A 23,314-nucleotide genomic window follows, 5' to 3' on the forward strand; every position below is an offset into this window, starting at 1 on the left:
ATGGCATCTTCGAATGCGTGCTTTTGATCGGGACCTGATCCGCGGAGGGCATTATGGCCAGCGGTCAAGTGAACCGCGCAAACAGGCCGAACACATGGCCGCTCCGACCAACGCCGCAAACTGAAGATTCTCCTTGCCAACCAGGAGCCGTCCACACATGGGCCCATCCGCGACATGCCTTTGGACGCCACGAATGTCTGCTCTTCGGGGGTAGACCGGCGGTAATCAACCGGCGGCCTAAACGACGCGATTGACCCGTTGCGGAAGCGGTCGGCTTTAGGGGCGAGCGCCATAAACCTTTGAATGCCCGACGTTTACCTACGTTCAATTGAGCCGCTGATCGCGATCGTCTTAGGCTGCATGCGTTTGGAAAAGCGCACAGGCTCATGAAGCGGTGAAAAAGAGGACGATCGTGGAACAGCGAGGATAGTACCAAGAGGAGACTCCAATGCCCGACTGCCCCGAAAGTCTTAGATCTGGCAGTGCCGCGCGATGCGCAGTTTGTGATGGCAAGTTTGGTCTCGTCCGCCCCTACTCGTGGCGAACTCCGCTTTGTTCAAGAAGTGTGTCGATCACTTCAGAACTCGCAGGAAAAGTGACCGCGATTGCGTGGGCTGGCTCCAAATCGCCTTCGACCAGCTGCCCGAGAACCGCGCGAGGGCCTTATGACGGTCCAGATCTCACAACGAGGCAAGGAATATTTAGAGACAGCACAGACTTTGCTCCGCGCCGCCAAAACCATGACCGACTCAGCGATTGCGGGGCAACTTAAGGCCATTGCCGACGACTACCAGCGGCGAGCCGCGAAGGCTTCGCATGTTGATGCGGATCGATGACTTTCCTGACTGCACAGAGAGATTCCGGGATTGGGTGTGAGATGAACAATCACATTTGGCATGCAACGCTTGTTGTATTCACTGTCATGCCGCCGACTTCTACAATCGGTCACGCCCGTGCCCACGATTATCAGCACCCCGAGTTGAACAGTTGGTATGAGAGCTTGCAAAGCGGCAAAGGGCCCTGCTGCGATGGCAGCGATGCGAAGCGCGTTGATGACGCCGATTGGGACACTAAGGATGGTCACTATCGCGTACGCATTGATGGCGAGTGGGTTGATATTCCGAACGACGCTGTCGTGGATGGACCGAACCGCGCTGGCCGTACGATGGTCTGGCCTTACTACCTAAATGGCCACCCGAAGGCGCGCTGCTTCATGCCGGGGAGCATGGGCTGATCGCGAGCGCAGGGCGATCAGCAGTCCCGCCCACTAGCTCCAACTCGTCCGATGCCGCATATTTGCTTCGCATAAGGAGACGCCAAATGACAACTGGAAGATGGAATAGCCGCAACAGGATCACCAAAGAAATTCGCGAGCAAATCCTGCATGCTTATCCAGGCGATCCCATCAAGGGGACCTCGCTCGGGTAGACGTTGAAGCCTCCCGAGATGATCATGTCCTTCTTGCGGTCGACGATGTACACGAACCCTTGTTCGTCCTTGTAGCCGACGTCACCCGTGTGATGCCAGCCGAAGCGGGACGCATCCGCGGCCCGCATAGTCGGAAGTACCAAAACTGTTGCTCGATGCGAAGTGAGAGGAGCGACCGTTCCCCGCCCAAGCATGCTTTTCGCCGCTTCCCGGGGGAGAAAAATTCGCCGGAAGGCATGCTTATTTTCGCCTGTGAGAGTCTGCTTTGTACTCGGTAGCGGTCTTTGGCTCTGGTGATTTCGATTTCGGCTAGGGGGACCCAAAGCGGTCACTCTGGCGCTACGTGAACACCAAAGCGACGCCACAGGCATGGTGTGTATCGATGATCGCCGTAATCCGGCTAAGGTGGCACTTCGAGCGCATGAGCGAGAGCGGCACATCATTTTCCATTCAGACCGTAGACCACTCCTATTTCTTGCAGACGACCCAGTCAAACACGCCATCGCTGGGCCGCGATTCCCAGCGACCCGTCACCTCTCCAGCGTGCATGTCGTATTGTGAAATGTAATGTGTGGCCACACCTGACGATGCATGCCAATGTGAATCCACTTGATCAGCGTAGCCATACGCGATGCATATCTCAGTGGCAGCTTTCGACTGGCCGCGCGCCGAGCAATCGTTCGACCCATCTATATCTGCGCAGCGATCGACATTATTTCCCTGCACCTTGGGATTTTCGATCCGTGCGGGGCTGCTCTGAGCGAATGCAACCGCGGTCGCACCGATTGTGAACCATATTGCCAAACAAATCGAAGCTCGCACGTCACCCTCCTTAGTCGTCGCCATTCTATCTGAGCCGTGGATGCCGCGGTAGCAGGACCGAAAGGTGGTGAGCGCCCCTTCCAGCGGGCGGAGGGTGATTGAATAGCTCGCGTCAAGGATGTCTGTTGTTGGCCGATGCCGTCGAAAAAGTCTTTTTGCATCGCTGAACGCAAATGTTCCGAGCCGTAGGTGCGGCTGTCGTACAATTGTGTGGGGGAAGCCTCACAAAGCGATAAACTCGCCAGTGACTTCGGCAACTGGCTGTGGGTCACGGCTGATGGGAGCCAACGAAATCGGCACGCTTGTCGGTCTGAAGACGATCCGTCGCGAAATCGTCGATCCCGCCATTGCGGAGCACAAAGGCCGCATCGTCAAGACTACCGGCGACGGTCTTCTGCTAGAGTTCGCGAGCGCGGTCGATGCCGTGACCTGGGTATATCGGTTCAGGACAAGACGGCGGAGCGTGCCCCGCAATGGCCGGTCCCAAAAATCGCCGACCGATTGGTGGCCATGCGCGGAGGCAGCGGACGAGCCAAATACCGGACGCGAAATATTTTTTCGGGTTTTGGGACGACGTGCGTCTTGGCGAAAACGAGCTGGAAAAAAGGATTCAGAACACGCGAATTCCTTCGTCTTTTTTTTTGCCGCTCGCGGCCCTCAACTCAATATGTGTGTTATACTTATAAACGCGCTAACGCGGTACCACGCCGCGCGGTGGTGGACAGTATGCAGTATCCGGACCGCACGCGGCGTTCGCTCTTCACGCTGGGGTTTGTTCTGACGCCGGCTGTTCCATGGTCGGCTGCCTGAAGGCCGAGCAGGGCGACAAAGACAATCTTAAGTGCTTTTGTCGCAACTCCGAGTTCAATCCCCCCTGGGAAACCGCGCTAGTTGTGTTCGGGCCGCGCTCCGGCGTCTGGCGGCACTATAGGGCCACTCACCGTAGCAGCAACATTCGTTGGAAAGGTAGGTGCTCAACAACCAGGGTGATGGGGCGCGGTCGCATCGGATTCCCGTGCCCCAGACGATCGCACCACTCACCATAGGGTGAAGAGAAAACGTACAGGGAGATAACGTCCATGAGCAGAAAGCAATGGCTTTTGTCGACCGTTGTCGTGTTCACGACCCTTGTTTCAACCGCTGTCGTCGCCGGTCCGATCGAGAATTACAGTCCGGTGACCGCAGCCCGGCTGGAAAATCCCGAGCCAGGAAATTGGCTGATGACGCGCGGCAGCTACAAGGGATGGAGTTACAGCTCGCTCGATCAGATCAACACCAGCAACGTGAGGTCGATGGTGCCGGTGTGGAGCTTCTCCACTGGTGTGGATTCGGGGCACGAAGCGCCGCCGATCGTGAACAACGGAGTGATGTTCATCTCGACGCCGTACAGTCAGGTGATCGCCCTGGATGCCGCCACGGGCGATCTGCTCTGGCGCTACAAGCCCAAGCTTCCCGAAGGGTTCAGCGCCCTGCACAACACCAACCGTGGCGTGGCGCTGTACGGCGACAAGGTCTATCACGCCGGGCTCGATGCAGTACTGGTCGCGCTCGACGCCAAAACCGGCAAGGTGGCCTGGCAGGCGAAGGTCGAGGATTGGAAGACCGGCTACTACATGACCGCGGCGCCCCTGGTCGTGAAGGGCAAGATTCTGGTCGGAGTGGCGGGCGGGGAGTTCGGGGTGCGCGGTTTCGTCCAGGCATTCGACGCCGAGTCCGGCAAGCCGGTGTGGAAGACCTACACGGTTCCGGCACCCGGCGAACCGGGAAGCGATACCTGGCAGAAGCCCGACACCTGGAAGACCGGCGGTGCCTCCACCTGGCAGACCGGCAACTATGATGCCGAGTCCAACACGGTCTATTGGGGGACCGGCAACGCCTCGCCATGGTTCGGCGATCAGCGGCCGGGCGACAACCTGTACACCTCCTCCACGCTCGCCCTCGATGGCGATACGGGCAAGATCAAAAGCTATTTCCAGTACCATCAGAACGAGTCGTGGGACTGGGACGAGATGAATGCCCCGATGCTGGTGGATTTCCAGAAGGACGGCGCCACCACCAAGGGGCTGCTGAAGACGGCGCGCAACGGCTACCTGTACTGGTTCAAGCGCAATCCGGACGGCGGGATCTCCTACATCAACGCCCAGGCCTACGTGCCGCAGAACGTCTTCAAGAGCATCGACCCGAAGACCGGGCGGCCTGAGGTCGACGTGGCCCACAAGCCGGGCACCGGCAAGGCGGCCCAGTTCTGCCCCGGCCTGTGGGGTGGCAAGGACTGGCCGTACGACGCCTATAACCCGAAGACCGGAATGGTCTACATTCCGTCCAACGAGAACCACTGCAACAACCTGGAAGGCAAGGTTGAGGAGCGCGTTCCCGGACAGTGGTGGACGGGCGTTGCCATTCCGGATTTTCACTTCACGGTCGACACGAAGGCGAGCTTCTACGGCCAGCTCCAGGCGTACGACGTCGACAGCGGCAAGCGGGTCTGGCGCAACCTTTATCCTGCCTCGATGATGTGGGGCTCGATACTTACCACCGGCGGCGGCCTGCTCTTCACGGGCGGCACCAACGACCGTGAGTTCCGCGCCTATGATGCCAAGACCGGCGAGCAGCTTTGGCACTTCAAGACCAACTCCGGGATCATGGCGCCGCCTTCGACCTACGAGATCAACGGCGTGCAATATGTGGCGGTGCAGTCCGGCTACGGGGTCGACGCGGCCTTCCAGCAGGAACTGATGAGCGAGCTCGTAGGTTGGCAGAAGGATGTGCCGCAGGGCGGCGTCGTTTGGGTCTTCGCCGTCTCCAGGTGATTCATCTTTGTTCGCAACCGGCCGCCAGCAATGGCGGCCGGTTCCTCGGCCGGCCGGGTTTCGTTTGTCTTGTTAAGCAACCGCACCCGTGAGGATTCTAACGATGCAACATCCTCGAGCAGGACCGATGCTGATCTGCTTCTCTGCCTTGGCTGTCGCCGTGCTGGCGAGCTCTCCAGCCTCGCTGGGGTTCGAACAGGCGCGGACCGATGAATCGCCCGCCTACGTGGTCGAGGTGACCGACGTGTCCGCCAAGGTCGGCGAGCCGGCCGTGCTGCACGCCACATTGCGCATTCGCCAAGGTTACCGCGTTCTCCACGCCTACAACAATCGCGTGATCGAGCTCTCGTCGTTTGACGATGGGGTGGCGTTCGAGCGTCGCGTGGTGCGAGGCACCATTCAGGAGGGCGGACTCGACTTCGCAATCGGCGTGCGGGCCACAAAGCCCGGCAGACACCCGATCAACGGCTACTTCAGGGTCGGCTACATCCATGGCCCCGACGAGTTCGCAATGGTGTCGCTGCGCCTGATCGCGAACGTCAATGGAACCGAATAATGGAAGGAGCGGACCACATGCCGTGCGATGACTGGCTGCACTGTCGTTGCTACAAGCGTCGAACGATCCTCGGGCTGGCGCTTGCGCCGCTGCTGATGCTGGCCGGTCCCGCGCGCGCGGCCGAAGAGGGGGAGGCTACCAAGCCCCCGGCGCCGGACGATCGCTTCGTGTTTCTGACCGGTCCGAAGAATGGACAAGTGGTGCGGGCCGAGGACCTTGCACTCGGCGGCCCGCAGGTGCAGGCCTACCCGATGGCTCCGGACGGCACGGTGCGCAGCGACAGCCGCCTCAATCTGGTGATCCTGGCGAGGTTCGACCCCGCCGCACTGAGCGATGAGACGCGGACGCGCGCCGCAGACGGCGTCGTTGCCTATTCGGCGATCTGCCCGCACCAGGGCTGCCCGGTGAACATGTGGTCGAAGGAGCGCAACGCGTTCGTCTGCTCCTGCCATGCCTCCATCTTCGATCCCAGAAACGCCGCCGAGGTGATCGGTGGGCCGGCTCCGCGTCCGCTTGCGGCGCTCGGGCTGAAGCTCAAGGACGGCGTCGTGACGGTCGCTTCGGCCTTTTCGGGTCACGTCGGCGTCACGCAGAACTGATACGCGCCTCACATTGCAACCGTCCGCACGCCGTGATCAGGATAACCGGGTTCATCTCGGCGATGCCTAGCTCGATGTGCCGGCCCTTCGGCGAGAGTTCCCAATCGAAGGTCGACGGAATCCGTTCCTCCTTGAAGGTGTTGGCCATCGCCTCGTGGGCGAATAGCCTTGAGCCAGCCGCCGAGATTGGTCGATACGCTGACGTCGGGCGGGCTGAATCCAGAGTCACCGAGTGAGCTTTTTTCTCGACACCACCGCTGGCACGTCACCGCTTTCGACAAACAAAAAATGCAAGAATAACTTTTAGCTCTACGGTGATTTCTGATAACATCATTTACGAAGGTCCCTGCTCAACAACCAAGAACAGTAGAAGCGGGAGGCTTGCGAAAGACAATCAATTGAACAGGTCGTGCAAGGACTGTCAGGCGGGCTGACACGATTTTGCACATGATCAGGCCCCCCGAGAGCCGCTCTGGTGCAACGTGCCGGTTTTCCGAAAAGATCATGCTCTGAGAATGCAATGAGTCAATGCGTTGGATGCAGGCAAATGGAAGCGTGTCCAGCTTGCGCCCGGACCAGACATCAGAGGCTTAAGAAGAGCGAGAAACGATCATGATCAAATTGAAGATTAATGGCCAGGAACACAGCTGGGATGGCGACCCGAATCTTTCCCTGCTCTGGTTCCTCCGTGATGAGGCCGGCCTGACCGGCACCAAGTATGGTTGCGGCGTGGCGCTGTGCGGCGCATGTACCGTCATCGTCGACAAGGAGGCGGCGCGCGCCTGCATCACCTCGGTTTCCGACGTGGTCGGCCGCGAGGTCACCACCATCGAAGGCCTCCACGCAACCGGCGACCATCCGGTGCAGAAAGCCTGGCGCCAGCTCAATGTGCCGCAATGCGGTTTCTGCCAGGTCGGCCAAATTATGCAGGCCGCGGCGCTCCTGATGGAAAACCCGAAACCCTCGCATGACCAGATCCGCGAGGCGATGTCGGGCAACCTCTGCCGCTGTGGCTGCTACCAGCGCATCGAAAACGCCATTCATCTCGCTTCAATGGGGGTGTGACCATGAACATCCTTGCCAACCCCAGAAAGCTCCGTGGCTTTGAGCAATTCGTCCGACCGATCAAGGTTGAGAAGGTCTCACGCCGCAGCATGCTGAAAGCCCTCGGAATCGCCGGCGGCTTCGTGCTCGCCGCGCCCGTCATGAGCCGCCCAGCCTTCGCGGCCTACCAGACCGGCGCCGACAAGATGCCGCACGGCACCGTGGTCGATCCGCGCGTGTTCGTGGCCATCGCCCCCGACGGCATCGTCACCATCGTCGCGCATCGTGCGGAGATGGGCACCGGCGTCCGCACCAGCCTGCCTCTGATCGTTGCCGAGGAAATGGATGCCGACTGGTCGCGTGTTCGCGTCCAGCAGGCCCATGGCGATGAGGTCAAATATGGCAACCAGGACACCGACGGCTCGCGCAGCACGCGGCATTACCTGCTGCCGATGCGCCAAATCGGCGCCTCGGCGCGCACCATGCTGGAACAGGCCGCGGCCAAACGCTGGGGCGTTCCGGTCACTGAAGTGAAAGCGGTCAATCACGAGGTGCTTCACGACGCGAGCGGACGGAGGATCGGATTTGGCGATCTTGCCGCTGATGCGGGCAAGGAACAGGTGCCGGCCATCGACAGCCTGAAGCTGAAGGACCCGAAGAACTTCCGCTATCTCGGCAAGGGCGAGATCGGCATCGTCGATCTGCACGACATCACCACCGGCAAGGCCGGCTACGGCGCCGACGTCCGCCTGCCCGGCATGAAATACGCTGTCATCGCCCGTCCGCCCGTGACCGGCGGCAAGCTGGGATCGTTTGATTCGGCTGATGCCATGAAGGTCTCCGGCGTCGAGAAGGTCATGGAGGTCAAGGGATGGCCGTGGCCGTCAAAATTCCAGCCGCTGGGCGGTGTGGCCGTGATCGCCCGCAACACGGGCGCCGCGATCAAGGGCCGCGATGCGCTGAAGGTCACCTGGGACGACGGCGCCAACGGCAAATACGACTCGGTCGCCTATCGAGCTATGCTCGAAGACGCCGCACGCAAACCGGGGCTTGTCGTGCGCAAGGAAGGCGACGTCGACGCTGCCCTGAAGAGCGCCGACAGGGTGATCGTCGGTGAATACTATCTGCCACATCTCGCCCATGTCAGTATGGAGCCGCCGGCTGCGGTCGCCGACGTCAAGGGCGACAGGGCGGAGATCTGGGCGCCGGTGCAGAGCCCCGGCGGCACGCGGGAGGACGTCGCCAAGACGCTCGGCATCCCGGAGGATAACGTCACCATCAACATGACGCTGCTCGGCGGCGGCTTCGGCCGCAAGTCGAAATGCGATTTCGCGCTGGAGGCGGCCCTGCTCTCCAAAGAGCTCAACGCGCCGGTGAAGGTGCAATGGACGCGCGAGGACGACGTCCGGCACGACTTCCTGCACACGGTCTCGGTGGAGCGGATCGAGGCGGGCCTCGACAAGAACGGTAAGGTGATCGCCTGGCGCCACCGCAGCGTCGCGCCCAGCATCGCCTCGACGTTTGCGGCCGGTACGGTCCATCAGGCGCCCTTCGAGCTCGGTATGGGCCTGATCGACATGCCGTTCGAAATCGCCAATATCCAGTGCGAGAACCCGGAAGCGGCTGCGCACACCCGCATCGGCTGGTTCCGCTCGGTGTCCAACATTCCGCGCGCCTTTGCGGTGCAATCCATGGTCGGCGAGCTCGCACACGTCACCAACCGCGACCAGAAGGAGATGCTGCTCGAGCTGATCGGCTCACCGCGGATTGTCGACCTGTCGTCGGTGAAGGATCCCTGGAATTATGGCGAGCCCTATTCCAGCTATCCGATCGACACGGCACGGCTGCGGCGCGTGGTCGAGCTGGTGGCGGATAAGGGCGGCTGGGGCCGGTCAGTGCCCAAAGGACATGGGCTCGGGATCGCGGTCCATCGCAGCTTTGTCAGCTATATCGCGACCATCGTCGAGGTCGCCGTCGACGAGAAGGGCAAGCTGACGGTGCCGCAGGTCGACACCGCCATCGATTGCGGAACTTATGTCAACCCGGAGCGCATCCAGTCCCAGATTGAGGGCGCGGCCATCATGGGGCTCAGCCTCGCCAAATACGGCGAGATCACCTTCAAGGACGGCAAGGTACAGCAGAAGAACCTCGACGATTTCCCGCTGCTCCGGATCGACGAGGCGCCGCTGGTGACCAATGTCCACATCGTGCCGCCCGGACCCGACACGCCGCCCAGCGGCGTCGGCGAACCCGGCGTGCCGCCCTTCGCGCCCGCCTTGATCAACGCCATCTTTGCCGCGACGGGAAAACGCATCCGGGCGCTCCCGATCGGCAAGCAGCTAGAGACGTAAACTGAACGGTTGGTTCAACAGGCTGTTTCAATCGATTCAACGGTGAAGCGATTGCTCATACATACTAAGGATGCGGCGGACATTTTCCGTCGCATTAATTCTCAATTGCCGCGTTGGGCAGTTGGTCCTGGAGCTACTTTTTGAACGCGAACACCCAGAACCGCGCGGTCCTGAGGAACGGGGCGCGAAGCTCACACAGCCCCTCCGATCACGTGAGGTCGCATCTGCGCGCTGCTTACGAGCAGGATTTGGCACAGTTGATAACCGCTTCCCATGTCATTGCCGTGCACTTTCAAACGGTCGCCGCTGCTAACAGTTGGTGGAAATAGCGACTCACAGGTTCAAATCACCGCGCAACCATATACACATCTTCAGGGTGATAAATCTTGCGGACAATTGGGCGAGCCGCCGCAGCGCTGGCGCCGATACCATAGCAGTCAATGCGAGGGCGAAGCAGGGCGGCCGCCGATCACCACCGGGATTCGCTCGATCTGCGCAATCATCGCGTCGCCGTTGACAATGATCTCGACCATGACGTCGTACTGGCCGGGCGGCAGCTTGCCGTCAAACTCGATCCGGAATGTCAGGTCCTCCCCCAGACGAGCGGCGCCCGTCAACACGACCCGACCGTCCGCATTCAGCACCGCGTAGCGGCATTCGGGGGCAGCACGCTTGAGGAGGACGGCGTCAACCGACTGCATCGGTCGGCGCAGGATGCGGTATTCGCGCATGAACCTCACGAGAATTTCAATATCGGCGGAGACCCGCAGTCTGTCGCTGTCGCGCTCGACTTTGGTGACGTAGCTCCGGCGCGGAATGGCGTAGGCGTCGTAAGAACCCACTCCCAAGGGGTAGCTGAGATCCCGGAATGCCTTGAGCGTTGCGCTGTCGCCCGTCCAACTCTTGAGCTGATAGGGACCGTTGGTCACCAGAAAATGCCCGTGGTCTCGGTAGAACGCCGCCATCGCTGCCCAGCGCTTGCGCGCCTCCTCGGCGCTTACCTGCGATCGCAGGATTTCGGGACGAAACCCCTCCTGTTCGAATTGATCGGTGAGCGTCGCGAGCCGCGCCTTCAGTGTATCGGAACGCACGAGATCGAGCCATTCGACGCCGCGGCGCGCAGCTTCGGCTTGCGAGAATGCGGCCCAGCCGCGGCTGGCTGCCTCTTCCATCAGCACGAGCAAATGCCAGGGTAGAGTACTCCACGGCGGTGCGAAGACCGCGTCCTGCTCGGGATCCTCCGGCGGAATATTGGCGTAGACGTCGACCACGAACAGCTCGCGGACGAAATTGACGTCGCCGACCCGGAACGACTTCGACGCCGGATCGACGCCAGCGACCCGCACGCCCGCGAGTCGCTGCCGCAGCGGGGCGGTCGCTGCCGCGATTACGGGGTCGTAATGTGAATGCGCTTCCCCGGGGGCGGACCAGCGATAGGCGAACATGTAGGCATAGAGCAGGTCCGCGAAGGTCGCGCGCGTCCCGTCATGAAATGCCGAGCCGAGCACGCGATAGGTCAATTTCAAGGTGGCGGATCGGCCCGCCCCAACCGGCTGCAACCGGCCGGTCCCAAGCTCGGGAATGAGCGCGTCTTCGGGGATGGTCAGGGCCTCGGGTAGCGTTGCGGTCGGTTGCGCGGGAGTGCGGCGCTCGACGATCGGCTCGGCGAGAATCGACAAACTTACGAACGTGTAGACCACCATCAGCGCTGTCAACGGCACCTGCGAGCGCAGCGCAGCGCCCCGCGATTCGAGGATCTGACGTGCCCTCACATCAGCGAGATAGACGGCGGCGATGTGGCCAAGCACGATCGACGTCACCGCGGCATACCAGGCAAACCGCGCGCCGACAACGGCGATGTCGACGCGGTATCCCGCGGTGCCAAAGAGATTCCAGCCATATCCGAATGGATCGGATGCGAGCGGCACGATGTACTGTCCCTGGGTCAGCAGGTACACGAGGTAATGCGCGAGGTGATAGGCGATGGCGATCGGGACCAGAGTGAAGGCAAAATTCCGCGCTATTTCCCAAGGCGAGTGGAAGGCTGCCACCATGCTCATGATCGCGCTTACGGCCACATAGGCGCCGAAGAACAAAGCCCAGAACGCGACGAGACCGATCGTCCTGACGATGATGGAATCAACTTCCCCAAGACTGGGCAGCACACCGAGGAGTTGGCGCTCGACCTCCGCCCATTCCGGCGTGCTCAGCAATCCGTCGTAGAGAACACTCGACAACACGAGCAGGACGAAGGCGACCATCGAGGTGGAGGCCGGCTCGGTGGCGAGCAGACCCGCTCCGAAGGGCCTCAGCGCCAATCCATGTTCGCCGGAAAGGTCGCGGGTGCTCGGTTCGGTCGGCGCAAAGCGAGCAAATACGCCGAAGAACACGCTGAAGACCTCGCCATGTTTGACCCAGGCCTCGCTGCCGAACACGGCCATGCCGGCCCAGGTGATCAGCGAATAGAATAGAGCCAACCAGGCGATGTTGACTGGCACCGCCGGGCTCGGAAACACGAGCTCCGTCCAGGAAACGGCAAGCAGCAATGCGAATGCCGGCCAGACTGCGAGCGCCTTGGGATAGGGCCGGTGCAAGCCCAAAGCGCGGCCGCCGCTGCTCCGGTAGAGCCGATCGGCGCAGTCGAAAAGAGAATGCCATGGATTGATCAATGCCCACAGGTCTCCGAAGAGAGCCGAGAACACCGCGAGCCCCACCCACCAGATGATCCACACAAGCGTCGGTGCGATGTTCTGATACGGGTTCTGGCTTCCGTAAGACCCGGCGATCACGGTCAAGACCAACAGGCCGATCGAGAAGACCTTGAGAAAGGTCCCAAGCGCGCGCGCGATCTGCCGGCGCAGTGGGCTCGCCAGGAGATCAATGCGCGGGTAGCCACTCGCGCCTGGCGCATGGCGGGCAGGTAGCCCGACGATGACGAACGACAGGACGACGGCGGCCGCCGCGCCGAACAGATAAAGCGACAGCGGCAGGGGCAGGTCGTAACGCTGGCCGAAGCCGTGGGCATGTGCCGGGACAGCGAGCGAGCAAACACCAGCCACGACGGCGGCGAAGGTGAAAGCGGGGCGTTTCGCGTGGCCGAACCATACGACTTCGTTGCTTTCAGGCCCGCCATGGAGCGGGGAGGCGATGAGAGCCTGGGTCACCAATGACATCCGAACATATGCTCGCCGGCTGGACGCCGCTTTGCCGCACGGTCTAGCGCGGATAAACCTCGATATTCACCAGCGGTTCTTCCTCGTGCGTGTGACCGTCGGAGCGCCCCCCCTTGCGCGTGGACGTGAACCGGAAAGCGCCCCGTCGCATAAGCCGCGAATGTGAGATCGGTGGTGGTGCCCGGTTCGACGTGTTTCTCGATATCATAGCCGTGCAAATGCAGGGTCACCGGCTGATCCGTGCTCCATTGCAGCCTTACGACGTCGCCCTGTTTGACGCGGATGCGCCGCATGGTGTCGGGAACGCGACCATGCGCGACCTTGAGGTCGAAGGTAAGCTCCGCGGCCAGCGTGTCGAAGAACGCGCTGCTGGCTGCGATCAGCAGGAACGCCCATACAAGCGAGGCAAACACAAAGCGGACGTGAAACATTGGCTCCCCTCGCTTTTCACCGGCCGGAATTCGATTGAACATCCGAGAGGCGATTGAGCATCCAGCCGGAATCATAGGGTGCAGGCACCAGGGCCGGATCGCCGACCGCCGACCAAAGCAGTCTTCCGAAGCTGTCGTTAAATCCGGCGATCGGATTCCAGGCTGCGTTCGGCGCTTTGTCGATCCCCAGCATGAGCCAACCGTTCCACGGAAAGTTCTTGAGCTTCACCGTGCGTATGAACATCGGCGAATTGAGGCCCTCGATGGAATCGAATCCGATATTCTCGATGCCGTCGCTGAATTCGACGCTGAGATACTGCCGCTTGATCGTGTATCCAACGACGAGCTTGCGACAACTGCTGGTGAGCGTGGTCACGAGGTCGCGTTGCAAGTTTATCCGCTCGACCGCATCGCGATAATCGCTCGCCTCGAGCCGCCCCAGCATGGCGTTAGCGCGAGCCCTGGTCTCGCCATCCTCGATCGCATCAGCCAGCATGCGCTCGGCATGAAACCACCCCGCCTTCATCCACGGAGGCCCGAGCCAACCGTTGACCGAGGTCATCGATGAGGCGACGAGGTCCGCCGCGTCAACTTCCTCGACCGCGACATCCCATTCGAGACCCTGTGCAATCCATTCGGGACGAATGAGATGTTGCAACGCGCCGCCGACCTTGACCCTCAGATTTGCGGGCGCCGCCGATGTCCGGGCGTGCGCACGCAGAAAGCGCGCCTTCGCGGCCTCGGCGAGATCGGCGTAATAGAGATAATCGCCGTGAAGAGGCGTGATCGGATAGGGATGAAATACAAAGCCTTGCTTTCCGGCGATGTCGCCGACGATCGTCTCGACGGCGGCACACGCGGACGCGGCGTCTGTGGGCGCTGGCGCGGCGGGATTGCGAAGCACGATGACGAAACTGCCGAGCGACTCCACCGCACGGATCGAGACCGGCACGTTGTCGGAAAAGCGCGGCTGCGGACCTAGATAGGCTTGAATCTTGTTTTCGAGCAGCAGCGGTGCAGCGCCCTCAGGCGGTATGGTTTCGATGGCGATCTCGTGCGGATAATAGGACGGGTACACTGGCAGCTCATGGCCGCTCCTCCCCACGGTTGCGGTCGCCAATGCCGCCGCTAGCGCAGCGAGCAGGCTCAGCGGCTTCACCATAGGACGCGGCCTGGAAGAACCGGACATGGCCATCACCCGCGCAGCGTGCGCATCACCTGGTCATCGGCGAGCGCCTGCTGCGGCTTGCCATGGAAGACGATCTCGCCGCGGTCGACCACGTAGAGCCGATCAGCCATCGTCGCCGCACTCACGAGATTCGATTCGGCGATCAGCAGCGAGATGCCCATGGCCTTGATAGTCATGACCGCCTCGCGGAAACGTTTCACGACGGCGGGCGCGAGCCCTTCGAAAGCCTCGTCCAGGATCAAGAGATAGGGGGCGAGCGCCATGGCCCTCGCGATCGCCACCATTTTCTTCTGGCCACCGCTCAAATTCTGCCCCTGTCGGTCGACAAGTTGGCGCACCTCAGGAAATACGGTGAATGCCCGCGCTTCGGTATTGCCATCGCCTGCAGCGCCGCGCTCCGTTTTTTGCGCGAGCCAGCGGCTGATCATCAGGTTCTCGGCGACCGTCAGCTCGGGAAAAATGCCGGAGTTCTCCGGCGCGTAGCCGATGCCGCGCTTCGCGCGCCGATGCGGCGGCAACGAGGTGATCTCCTCGTCGCGAAAGAGGATCTGGCCTGAGCGGACGGGGAGCAGGCCAGTGACGCTCTCGATGATGGTCGTGCGTCCGGCTCCGTTGCGTCCGACCAGGGCCACAACCTCGTCCTTATCGACGCTGATCGACACGCCGTGCAGGATATGGGCGGGGCCTCGATAGGTGTTGATGCCTTTGACCTCGAGCAGCATCAGCTTTTCTCGCCTCAACTTGCCAGCGGCGCGCCAAGCAGAATGCTGGCGACGCCTTTGTTGGCGCGGATCTCGTCGGGCGTGCCATCGGCGAGGAAGGAGCCCTCATGCATCATCACGATGCGATCCGAGTAGCGAAACACCACGTCCATGTCGTGCTCGATGACGACCGCAGTCACCATTCCTCTGCGCACCACTGACGACACGGTATCCATGATCTGCGCCTTCTCGTGGGTGCTCACGCCGCTGGTCGGCTCGTCGAGAAACAGCAGCCGGGGACGCAGTGCGTAGGCGACCGCCACGTCGAGAAGCTTGCGCTCGCCCTGCGCAAGGCCCCCCGCGGGAACCTCGATCTTGTTCGTCAAGCCGAACTCGCCCAGCACTTCGATTGCCTCGCGGCGCACATCATAGTCGTGGTCGGCCAAGGCCGCCATCTGCACGGCCTTGCCGTCACGCGAGAAGATCGACAGAGCGACATTGTCGAAGACCGAAAGTCCGTCGAACAAGTTGACGATCTGGAAGCTGCGGACAATTCCCGCCTTGATGCGGTCGGTCACCGTAGTAAAGGTGATGTCGCGATCGTCGAACAGGATTTGACCACTGTCGGGCTGCAGATGTGCGCTGATGAGATTGACGAGCGTGGTCTTGCCCGCGCCGTTCGATCCCACCAGGGACAGGAATTCACCCTTGTTCACCACGAAATTGACGCCGTCGCAGGCGCGGGTCTCGCCAAACTGCTTCCTCAGGTTAACTGTCTTGAGAAGGGCCACGTCAGGACCTCCCCTTGCTCAGCCTCAGCCCGAGCATCGACAGCCCCCCGACGATGCCCGTCGGCAACACCAGCACCAGAGTGACCAGAACCACGCCAAGCAGAAGTTGCCAGTATTCGGTCGTGGCCACCGCGTAGGTCTTCAAATAGGTAAACACGATGCCGCCGACGATCGGGCCGGTAAAGTTGCGAAAGCCGCCGAGCAGCGCTGAGAACACGATCTCGCCCGAGAAGGTCCAATAAAGGACATCGGGTGTCGTCAAGCCGTTGAGCGGCACCCAGAGAATGCCCGCGAGCCCGGTGAAGGTGCCGGAGACGAGAAAGGAGATCCAGCGGAACCGGCGGATGCTCAAGCCGAGAAAGCGCGCGCGGACCTCGTTATCTCGTATGGCCTGAAGCGCTTTGCCGAACGGCGAGTGCACGACCACCCACATCAGGACGACGCATACGACGAAGATGGCCAGTACGTAGTAGTAATAGGACGTGATGAATTGCTGGAAGGCGCGGGGGCCCGAGAAATTGAGCAAGCCCAGCAGCAAAGCCGGACGGGGTACCCGCAGACCGTCGCTGCCGCCGGTCACCCAATAGAGCTTCAGCACCAGGCTGTAGACCACCTGTGAAATAGCCAGCGTCAGTATGCCGAAGAAGATTCGGGTGTGCCGGACGCAGATATAGCCGAACAGCGCCGACACGATCGCGACGACCGGAATCCCGATCAGGATGTAGAACTCCATGGAATGCGGACCGAGGTGCTGCACCACGAAGGCGACGGTGTAGGCGCCGATGCCGAAATAGGCGGAATGACCGAAGGACAATAGGCCTGTGTAGCCGAGCAGCAGGTTGAACCCGAGCGCGGCAATCGCCGCGATCAGCCCGTAGGTCACGAGCTGGATCTGATACGTCTCGACGAAGGTCGGCAGCAAGATCAACAGGAGCAGGATCGGCGCCATCGCAGCGGCGAGCCGTAGCAACGAACGATTGCGCGGCGTGTTCGGATCGGGTTTCATCACGCGGTTCCAAACAGCCCGGTCGGCCGAACCAGCAGCACCAGGGCGGCAATGAGGTACAGCACCGCCAACTCGAGCTCCGGGAAGAACTGAATTCCTGCGGTACGCACGAAGCTCACGACCAGGGCCCCGACCAGGGCTCCCTTCAGGCTGCCTAGTCCGCCGATCACTACGACCACGAAGGCGATGACCAGCGCATCGATCCCCATGCCAAGCACGGCCGCCTGGGTCGGAACCACGATGGCTCCCCCGAGACCCGCCATGAAGCAGCCGATCCCGAACGCCATCACATAGACGAGGCCCACATTGAGGCCGAGCGCCGAAGCCATGCGCCGATCCTGGGATGTCGCCCGCAACATGACACCGAACTTAGTGTGATAGATCGCCACCCAGAGGGCCAGGGCCGCCACTACGCCGATCCCGATCACTACCAGATTGTAGGCAGGATAGAGCAGACCGCCGACATGGATGATCGGCAACGCGTCCATCAGCGCGTCCGCAGAGAGAGGCGTCCCGCCCCAGATGAGACGGATCGAATCCTCGAGGATCTGAATCAGGCCGAAGGTGACGAGCAACTGGTATTCCTCGGCGCGGCGATAGAAGGGTCGAAGCAACAAAGGTTCTATGACGATGCCGATGAGCGCCACCGACAGCGCTCCGAAGGGCAGCAGGAGGAACAGCCATCCCGACGGCAGGCCGAGCGCAATCCCCCGGCCGACAAGCCACGCGGTGACGTAGGCGCCAACAGCATAGAGGCTGCCATGCGCGAGGTTGATGATCCGCATGACCCCGAAGATCAGGCTGAGACCAGCGGCAATGAGGAAGAGCACCGAGGCGTAGAGCAACGAGTTCAGGATTTGAATCGTCAGGAAGGCCACCCGGTTCTCCTCCGACTTGACGCTTATGACGCAACCCTGAATCCTGACGCAGGTCGCCGCGAGTGTCCGGGCCGCACAAGCTTCCGCTTTCGCGAACCGCTGGTTCACGGGTCACGTGACACAGCTTCGTGCAATTATCGCCGACATGAACCATCGCGTCCGTTTGCAAGGACGCGACGGGATTTCACTGAAGCGACTTCGCCGAGCTCATCCGACCACCTTCGGCCAGGTGGTCTTGATCCAGTTCGCCGCCGCGGTCGACTCGTTGTGAGTCGTGCCGGGCTTCGGCCAGCCGAGCGGTGCGGTGATGTTCCGGATCGGAATGGTGATGATCCGGGCCGGATCCCAGCTCGCGAACTCGTATCCGGGAAGGTTCTTGCTGAACCCGGTGACCGCGTCCTTGTAGGCCTGGTGGTCGGGCCGCATGTAGAGATAGCCCGATGGCGCATCGATGCCGATGCCCTCGAGCTGGCTGATGATCGCTTCGTCCTCGGGCCAGCCACCGGTCAGCTTGTTGGCCCGCTCGATGGCGGATTTCAGCAGGTAGAGCGCCATATACGCGCCCTCCGACTGGAAGTTGGGGTACTCGTTCCAGCGCTTGAAGTAGCGCTGGACGAAGCTCTTGTTCAGCGGCCAGCGGTCGCCGCCCGGATAGGTGAAGTAATAGTTGGAGTGGACCCCGGCGAGCACGCCCTCGGGGTGATCCTTGCCGATCGCATGCGGCGCAACGCCAAAGGCGATCGTGCTCGCGACCTTCATCTTGTCAAACAGGCCGTAGCGCAGCGCTTGCTTGTAGAAGGCCACATAGTCGCCGCCCCACACCGAAGCGACCAATAGGTCGGGCTGCGCCGACATGATCTTGGTGATGTGGGCAGTGAAGTCGGTGGTGAAAAGCTTCGGCCAGCTTTCCGAGACGATCTCGGTTCCGGGCACCAGCCGCTCGAGCGCGAGGGTGAAATGCTCGTACGCGTTGCGGCCGTAGGCGTAGTCCGGATGGATATGGGCGATCTTGCGGACGTGCGGCCAAGTCTGCGCCACGCCGATGGCGGCAGTAATCCCGTCCGACGACTGGATGTTGGTGATGCGGAAGACGTATTTGGGATTGGGAATCGCCTTGTCGAACAGGAAGTCGGTGCATCCGTCCGTCAGGATCGTCAGCAGCCCAAGTTCCTCGGCAACTGGGCCAACCGCCGGGCTGGTCCCGCTGGATATGACGCCGGTGAACATGTCGATCTTGGCGTCGAGTTTCATCCGCCGCACCTCTTTCACACAGGCGTCGGTGCCGGCGGCTTCATCGGCGGTAATGGTCTCGATCTTGCGCTTGCCCAGCAGCCCGCCCTGGGCGTTGATCTCTTCCGCCGCCATGGTGTGGCCCTTGATCGACGGCTCGCCCAGCACCGCGCCGGCGCCGGTCAGGAACGTCATATGGCCGGTTTTGAAGGGCGTGTCGGGAACCCGCCCCTTGGCAGGATCTTGCGCGGCCTTGAGCAATTGTGAGCCGCCGACCAGGCCGGCGCCGATGAGGCCTGTCCCGCCTACGGTCACGCCTAATGTATTGAGAAAGGCGCGACGATTTACCGAAGGTGTTGTCTTCTCCATGCTGGTTCCTCCCTCTGAAGGAAGACCAAAGGCGGATCGTCTCGTTGGCGATCCGTGAATGTTGCAATCTTACCACGTTCCTACCGACTAAGAACAGGTAAATGGTCGCGTCGCAGACAGCGGGTAGCTCGGCGCAGCAAGCCGCGAGCGAGCGGCTTTGCGGGATCTCGATGATCGCCTTGATCATCTGCACGTCGGCCTGCGAGGGCAAGGGGTCGCCGGAGGGGTGATTGTGCACAAGGATTATCGTGCTGCGTCGCTTCGGAACGAACTCTCCACTTCAGATGGCCACCATCAGCGAATGTCGGGCCGCGCCTCCGCGACTCGACCTGGGATTAATGTGGCGCACGGAAAGATCATCACGAATATCCTGCTGCGATGCGGACGTGACAATCGCGCCGGCAACGACTGAGAAAGTTTGCGCCGAAGACGAAATCCGAACGCTTTCAAATCACCGCGGGTGTACGCTGGAGTGCGCGGCAGCACTCATGCGTTCGCATTGACGTTGCTGGGCTGCACGAGCAACTCTCAGGGCGAGGTCGAGAGGCGGAGCTTCTAGGTCGAGATCGGGCGCAGGCGGAACAGTCGAACAAGCTCGTTCCGGTTCGAAGCTTCCAGAACAAGGGAAAATACCATTCGCCGAACGGTTGACCTGTACAATCGACGAAGCGTGTGAAGCCACCGGTTTAGGTCGTACCAAGCTCTACGAGTTGATAGGCGCGGGGCTACTTCATACGAGGACGGTCGGGCGTCGGCGGTTGGTGCTTATATCCTCACTTCAAGCACTGCTCGACGTGAGTTGATCTGGCAGGCGAGCATGATTCCATGATCGCCTCTTCGCCCGCGCCTTTATCATGAAAGTGATGCAATACCACGCGCAGCTACCCTCGGGTGGCCGACGCGTTGATTCCGACCGGAGCCATTTATCGCGCTCCCGCCGTCGGTCCGCATGATCCCATTTGCTGAGCGATTCAAAGAACCTTGGCCCGTCACCCACCCGAAAGCGGAAACCAACCTTCGCAGTCGCCGGGGGCACTCTTCCCGTCAGTGCTTTCTCAAAACTTTCGACGCCAGACACGGCGATTTGCTACGATTTTGTGGTCGGACTATCAATCAGAGCCCGCTGGCGAGATTTCGCCAGCTGCGAGGCCGGAGTAGGTCGGGTTGCTTTTGAGTGCTGACCTTCTGGCGCCAATGAGGCACTTCGGCTTCGGGCTAACAGCGTCGGTGCGGCAGCGTCTCGGCTGCGTCCGGCTTACCTCCGACAACTGACGAGCAGACAAGTGCTTTCCCCGCTCAAGCAGTAGATCGGCCGGGTTGGCTTGCAGCCGGCCAATGGAGGCGAGGCGGTGCCATCGCCGCTCAGCGAAGGAGCCGGCTTCGCCGCAAGAAGAAACCGTTCGGAACGAATCTTCTGGCCACCGCGAGCGCGGCGCTCTCCCTGTTTTCGAGCGCGATCTTCTGCGAGAGCATGACATCTCCGATCGGCAACTCGCCTATCGGCCGGAAACAAAGCCCAAGCTTCGGGCGGCCCCTATCATCGACCTCGCAGACGTTCGTCGCTGCGCCCGGATAGATCCTGTACTGCGTACCGGTGTCGCTGCCGACGACCTCGAAATAGCCTCTCTCCGCGAACTGCGCCCGTTGCGCCGGCGACAGCCAGTGCCGCAAGAGCAGTAGCGACCGGCCTTCCGGAGTGGTCTCGGCGCCGTGCCTGATGAACAGGGCCCTTATGGCTTGCTTGCGCGAGCGTTCGCTCGAGCGAAATGGCCCAAAGCGCAACATGGCGCAGCCAATCAGCCGCCGACCAGCCTGGGAAAGAGCACGGTTTCTTCCGCGTTCGGGTCGAACGAGCGGATCTGGGAGACTTGACCCGGACCGGTTCTGACCGCGGCGGTGAAGCCAGCTCCTATCAGTTCGTAAAAGCGTTGCTCCGCCTTCGCCAGTTCTTGCGCGTCGTTCGGGTCGAAACGGTGATGGCTGTCGCCGCTGCGGTCCAGCACGATCTGGATTGCCATGATCGTCCTCCTCGGATTGCTGATGGCCATGGACCTCCACTCCAGTATCCGGCCGAAGGCGCGCAGTTTCAAGAAAAGAAGATTCCGACGCAGACGTCGTCCTTCGCGATCTAACCTGACGCACCGCCCCTTCGGCGTGATCGAAGAGAAAAAAAACGTACGTCCAGGATCGCGAGACCCAACAGAACGCCGGTTAGAAAATGATATCACGCGGCAACCACGGTTATGAAGTCGCCGGCGAGCCAGGCCGCCTTCGCTACGGACGTGATGTACGCAACAGATAAGCCCCAAGGCGAGAATGCCGTAGGGCTCTAAATCGGGGGGGGAGCGGGCGGCGCGAACGGAGCCCCAGCCAGCCTCCGGCGGGCACTCCGGACGGGTGCAGCCGATCGGAACCGTGCATGTTCTCGATCGCAGCCACCGTCTCGGAGGCAGACGCGCCGAACGGCGGATCCTGACGAGCGATGACCAGGGCGCCCTCGCGGCATGCGGATCGCCGCGGTCCTTCATCCAGCCGGGCTCCTCGCACTCGCGGATGGCGCCGGCCTCCGGCAGCACGTTAGTCGCCCAGCCGCGCAGCGTGTGGATGGCGGGGCGCCGTTCCTTGAACATCAGCATTAAGATCGCTCCGGTCGGGACGGATTCTTGAGCATCCTTGAGCCGTCCCCCGTTCTAGCTGCTAACACCGGGCAGGGATTCCGAATTACCGCAGCTAAGGCTTTTCCAAACCACCATACGCGCTTCTCGCCACTGGGAGACGGCACCGTGTTGCATGCGGCGGACACGTTCCAGATCGTCGGCTAGACGGCAGTACGAATGCCGGATGCCGCTCATGAGGCAATCGCCGCCACGGTTCATTCGGGAATGACGGCCGATATCTGCATCAAGCCTCCGGAGGAGCGGCCAGCGCCGCTCCGTTGGGTAGCCGTGCCTTGGCCTCAGCTATTCAGCTGCGCCCGTCGGTTGCGACCGAACTCCTACTGCACCCGCGACGGCCGGCTCCATAAAGCCCATGACCGCGCCGCTCAGGGTGCTGCCGGTCAGGAGCACGGTAGCGCCAAGGACCAGCAGGCCTACGAGTGTAAGTACGCTCGAATTTGTTCCAGTGACCGCGAGAATGCCAAGAACGATCGCGGCAAGACCTGAAAGGCATTGCAGAACCGCCGAGCCAGAGGCCATTTCACCGGCGAGGAACTCGGCCCCCGAGAGCGTCCGGGCGGCCCCGGCTCGATACGAAGCCTGCTTCGTTCGGTAGAGATGCCAAACCGAATTGCTGCTCAACAACAGCGCGCCCCCGAATGCGATGACTGCAGCGGCCGTCAGCGTCTGAGCAGAGATGCCGACAAGGGAAAGGACGCCGAGCACGATACCGGCTGCTCCCACAAGGAACAGAGCCGAGAGGCCGCCGCCGCCCACGAACTCTTCGGCCGTCGCGGTAGCATCAGGTGGGGCCATCAGCTTTGTGAACTCGGTGAGCATGGTGCCTCCCTGTATCAGCAGCGCAGCCCCGAACACGATCGTCGCGATGGCACCCAACATGGATTGGCTGACGCCGGACAGGCCAACAATCGCCAGAATGATCGTCGCTGCACCGCCGATGGCATCGACCAATCCGCCGTAAGTTGCCGCTTCTTGGAAGGTACGTTCTGACGTGATGACAGTTGACATGGGAACCTCCCTCTGAGGTGCGCCGATGTCGGTCGATTTCGCGAACGGTAGCAAAGCTACTCTGGGTGATCCTGGCGGGGACAGCCGGCGGATAGCCACGTTCTCGTGCCGCCTTCTCGTGCGCGCCTTTGTTTAGGCAACGCATCGCTCGTTCCTCGGTTCCGTCAGCTTTTCGGCTATGGCACGTGGGTGAGCCGCGCCCAGCCGCCCTCTGGAGTGCCATGGCCCGGCAGCCATCATAGTGGCGGGC

At 61.6% G+C, this 23,314-nt stretch carries 21 protein-coding genes and 2 pseudogenes; 9 read left to right on the forward strand and 14 right to left on the reverse strand.

Going from position 1 to position 23,314, the window contains the following annotated elements:
• Positions 1–665 precede the first annotated feature (665 nt).
• Both AC629_RS46950 and AC629_RS21025 read left to right on the forward strand, forming a co-directional pair.
• Positions 666–836, forward strand: a complete 171-nt coding sequence (locus tag AC629_RS46950; protein WP_168195543.1) for a hypothetical protein — start codon at positions 666–668, stop codon at positions 834–836.
• Between the two features lie 41 nt (positions 837–877).
• A complete protein-coding gene (locus tag AC629_RS21025; protein ID WP_210419078.1) occupies positions 878–1,234 on the forward strand; it encodes a hypothetical protein in 357 nt (118 codons plus the stop codon).
• A gap of 154 nt (positions 1,235–1,388) precedes the next feature.
• Here AC629_RS21025 and AC629_RS48835 read toward each other — a convergent pair whose 3' ends face one another.
• Entirely contained in the window at positions 1,389–1,571 is a 183-nt protein-coding gene (locus tag AC629_RS48835) for a hypothetical protein (RefSeq protein WP_349531161.1), read from the reverse strand.
• A gap of 1,758 nt (positions 1,572–3,329) precedes the next feature.
• On the opposite strand from AC629_RS48835, the gene AC629_RS21030 reads away from it, so the two are divergent.
• From AC629_RS21030 to AC629_RS21040, 3 genes are all read left to right on the forward strand, one after another.
• Complete coding sequence (locus AC629_RS21030; protein ID WP_084806914.1) at positions 3,330–5,060, forward strand: PQQ-dependent dehydrogenase, methanol/ethanol family; 1,731 nt, start codon at positions 3,330–3,332, stop codon at positions 5,058–5,060.
• Between the two features lie 103 nt (positions 5,061–5,163).
• Entirely contained in the window at positions 5,164–5,616 is a 453-nt protein-coding gene (locus AC629_RS21035; RefSeq protein ID WP_143199313.1) for a hypothetical protein, read from the forward strand.
• A 17-nt stretch (positions 5,617–5,633) separates the two neighbouring features.
• Positions 5,634–6,215 (forward strand): QcrA and Rieske domain-containing protein, encoded by a 582-nt coding sequence (locus tag AC629_RS21040; protein ID WP_168195544.1) that lies wholly within the window; start codon positions 5,634–5,636, stop codon positions 6,213–6,215.
• 22 nt (positions 6,216–6,237) lie between these two features.
• On the opposite strand, the pseudogene AC629_RS46955 reads toward AC629_RS21040, so the two are convergent.
• Positions 6,238–6,424: pseudogene (locus tag AC629_RS46955) on the reverse strand (hypothetical protein); the annotation flags it as partial.
• A 403-nt stretch (positions 6,425–6,827) separates the two neighbouring features.
• On the opposite strand from AC629_RS46955, the gene AC629_RS21045 reads away from it, so the two are divergent.
• From AC629_RS21045 to AC629_RS50635, 3 genes are all read left to right on the forward strand, one after another.
• Positions 6,828–7,280, forward strand: a complete 453-nt coding sequence (locus tag AC629_RS21045; protein ID WP_084806917.1) for a (2Fe-2S)-binding protein — start codon at positions 6,828–6,830, stop codon at positions 7,278–7,280.
• A gap of 2 nt (positions 7,281–7,282) precedes the next feature.
• Positions 7,283–9,610, forward strand: a complete 2,328-nt coding sequence (locus AC629_RS21050) for a xanthine dehydrogenase family protein molybdopterin-binding subunit (RefSeq protein ID WP_084806918.1) — start codon at positions 7,283–7,285, stop codon at positions 9,608–9,610.
• 212 nt (positions 9,611–9,822) lie between these two features.
• Positions 9,823–9,939: a hexameric tyrosine-coordinated heme protein gene (locus AC629_RS50635; RefSeq protein ID WP_245331938.1), complete on the forward strand. Its 117-nt coding sequence runs from the start codon at positions 9,823–9,825 to the stop codon at positions 9,937–9,939.
• A 108-nt stretch (positions 9,940–10,047) separates the two neighbouring features.
• Here AC629_RS50635 and AC629_RS21060 read toward each other — a convergent pair whose 3' ends face one another.
• The 9 genes and pseudogenes from AC629_RS21060 to AC629_RS21100 all read right to left on the reverse strand — a co-directional run.
• Positions 10,048–12,774, reverse strand: a complete 2,727-nt coding sequence (locus AC629_RS21060; RefSeq protein WP_084806920.1) for a hypothetical protein — start codon at positions 12,772–12,774, stop codon at positions 10,048–10,050.
• A complete protein-coding gene (locus tag AC629_RS21065) occupies positions 12,771–13,214 on the reverse strand; it encodes a cupredoxin domain-containing protein (RefSeq protein WP_084806921.1) in 444 nt (147 codons plus the stop codon). The genes AC629_RS21060 and AC629_RS21065 overlap by 4 nt, the downstream gene beginning before the upstream one ends.
• A gap of 16 nt (positions 13,215–13,230) precedes the next feature.
• Positions 13,231–14,403, reverse strand: a complete 1,173-nt coding sequence (locus AC629_RS21070) for a hypothetical protein (protein ID WP_143199314.1) — start codon at positions 14,401–14,403, stop codon at positions 13,231–13,233.
• A gap of 5 nt (positions 14,404–14,408) precedes the next feature.
• Complete coding sequence (locus AC629_RS21075; protein ID WP_084806923.1) at positions 14,409–15,125, reverse strand: ABC transporter ATP-binding protein; 717 nt, start codon at positions 15,123–15,125, stop codon at positions 14,409–14,411.
• 14 nt (positions 15,126–15,139) lie between these two features.
• Complete coding sequence (locus tag AC629_RS21080) at positions 15,140–15,895, reverse strand: ABC transporter ATP-binding protein (protein WP_084806924.1); 756 nt, start codon at positions 15,893–15,895, stop codon at positions 15,140–15,142.
• Between the two features lies 1 nt (position 15,896).
• Positions 15,897–16,901, reverse strand: coding sequence for a branched-chain amino acid ABC transporter permease (locus AC629_RS21085; protein ID WP_084806925.1), 1,005 nt, complete (start codon positions 16,899–16,901; stop codon positions 15,897–15,899).
• Positions 16,901–17,779, reverse strand: coding sequence for a branched-chain amino acid ABC transporter permease (locus tag AC629_RS21090; RefSeq protein ID WP_168195546.1), 879 nt, complete (start codon positions 17,777–17,779; stop codon positions 16,901–16,903). The genes AC629_RS21085 and AC629_RS21090 overlap by 1 nt, the downstream gene beginning before the upstream one ends.
• A gap of 207 nt (positions 17,780–17,986) precedes the next feature.
• Entirely contained in the window at positions 17,987–19,378 is a 1,392-nt protein-coding gene (locus AC629_RS21095; RefSeq protein ID WP_084806927.1) for an ABC transporter substrate-binding protein, read from the reverse strand.
• Positions 19,379–19,541: 163 nt separating this feature from the next.
• Positions 19,542–19,631, reverse strand: a pseudogene (locus tag AC629_RS21100) (JAB domain-containing protein); the annotation flags it as partial.
• A gap of 394 nt (positions 19,632–20,025) precedes the next feature.
• On the opposite strand from AC629_RS21100, the gene AC629_RS50640 reads away from it, so the two are divergent.
• Entirely contained in the window at positions 20,026–20,181 is a 156-nt protein-coding gene (locus AC629_RS50640; protein ID WP_210419080.1) for a helix-turn-helix domain-containing protein, read from the forward strand.
• Positions 20,182–20,740: 559 nt separating this feature from the next.
• Here the strand turns inward: AC629_RS50640 and AC629_RS21110 are convergent.
• The 3 genes from AC629_RS21110 to AC629_RS21125 form a co-directional block, all read right to left on the reverse strand.
• Positions 20,741–21,163, reverse strand: a complete 423-nt coding sequence (locus AC629_RS21110; protein WP_084806929.1) for a hypothetical protein — start codon at positions 21,161–21,163, stop codon at positions 20,741–20,743.
• A gap of 11 nt (positions 21,164–21,174) precedes the next feature.
• Positions 21,175–21,396: a hypothetical protein gene (locus AC629_RS21115; RefSeq protein ID WP_084806937.1), complete on the reverse strand. Its 222-nt coding sequence runs from the start codon at positions 21,394–21,396 to the stop codon at positions 21,175–21,177.
• A gap of 942 nt (positions 21,397–22,338) precedes the next feature.
• Positions 22,339–23,064, reverse strand: a complete 726-nt coding sequence (locus AC629_RS21125) for a hypothetical protein (RefSeq protein WP_084806930.1) — start codon at positions 23,062–23,064, stop codon at positions 22,339–22,341.
• Positions 23,065–23,314: the final 250 nt, after the last annotated feature.

Source organism: Bradyrhizobium sp. NAS80.1 (assembly GCF_001908205.1).
GTDB lineage: Bacteria > Pseudomonadota > Alphaproteobacteria > Rhizobiales > Xanthobacteraceae > Bradyrhizobium.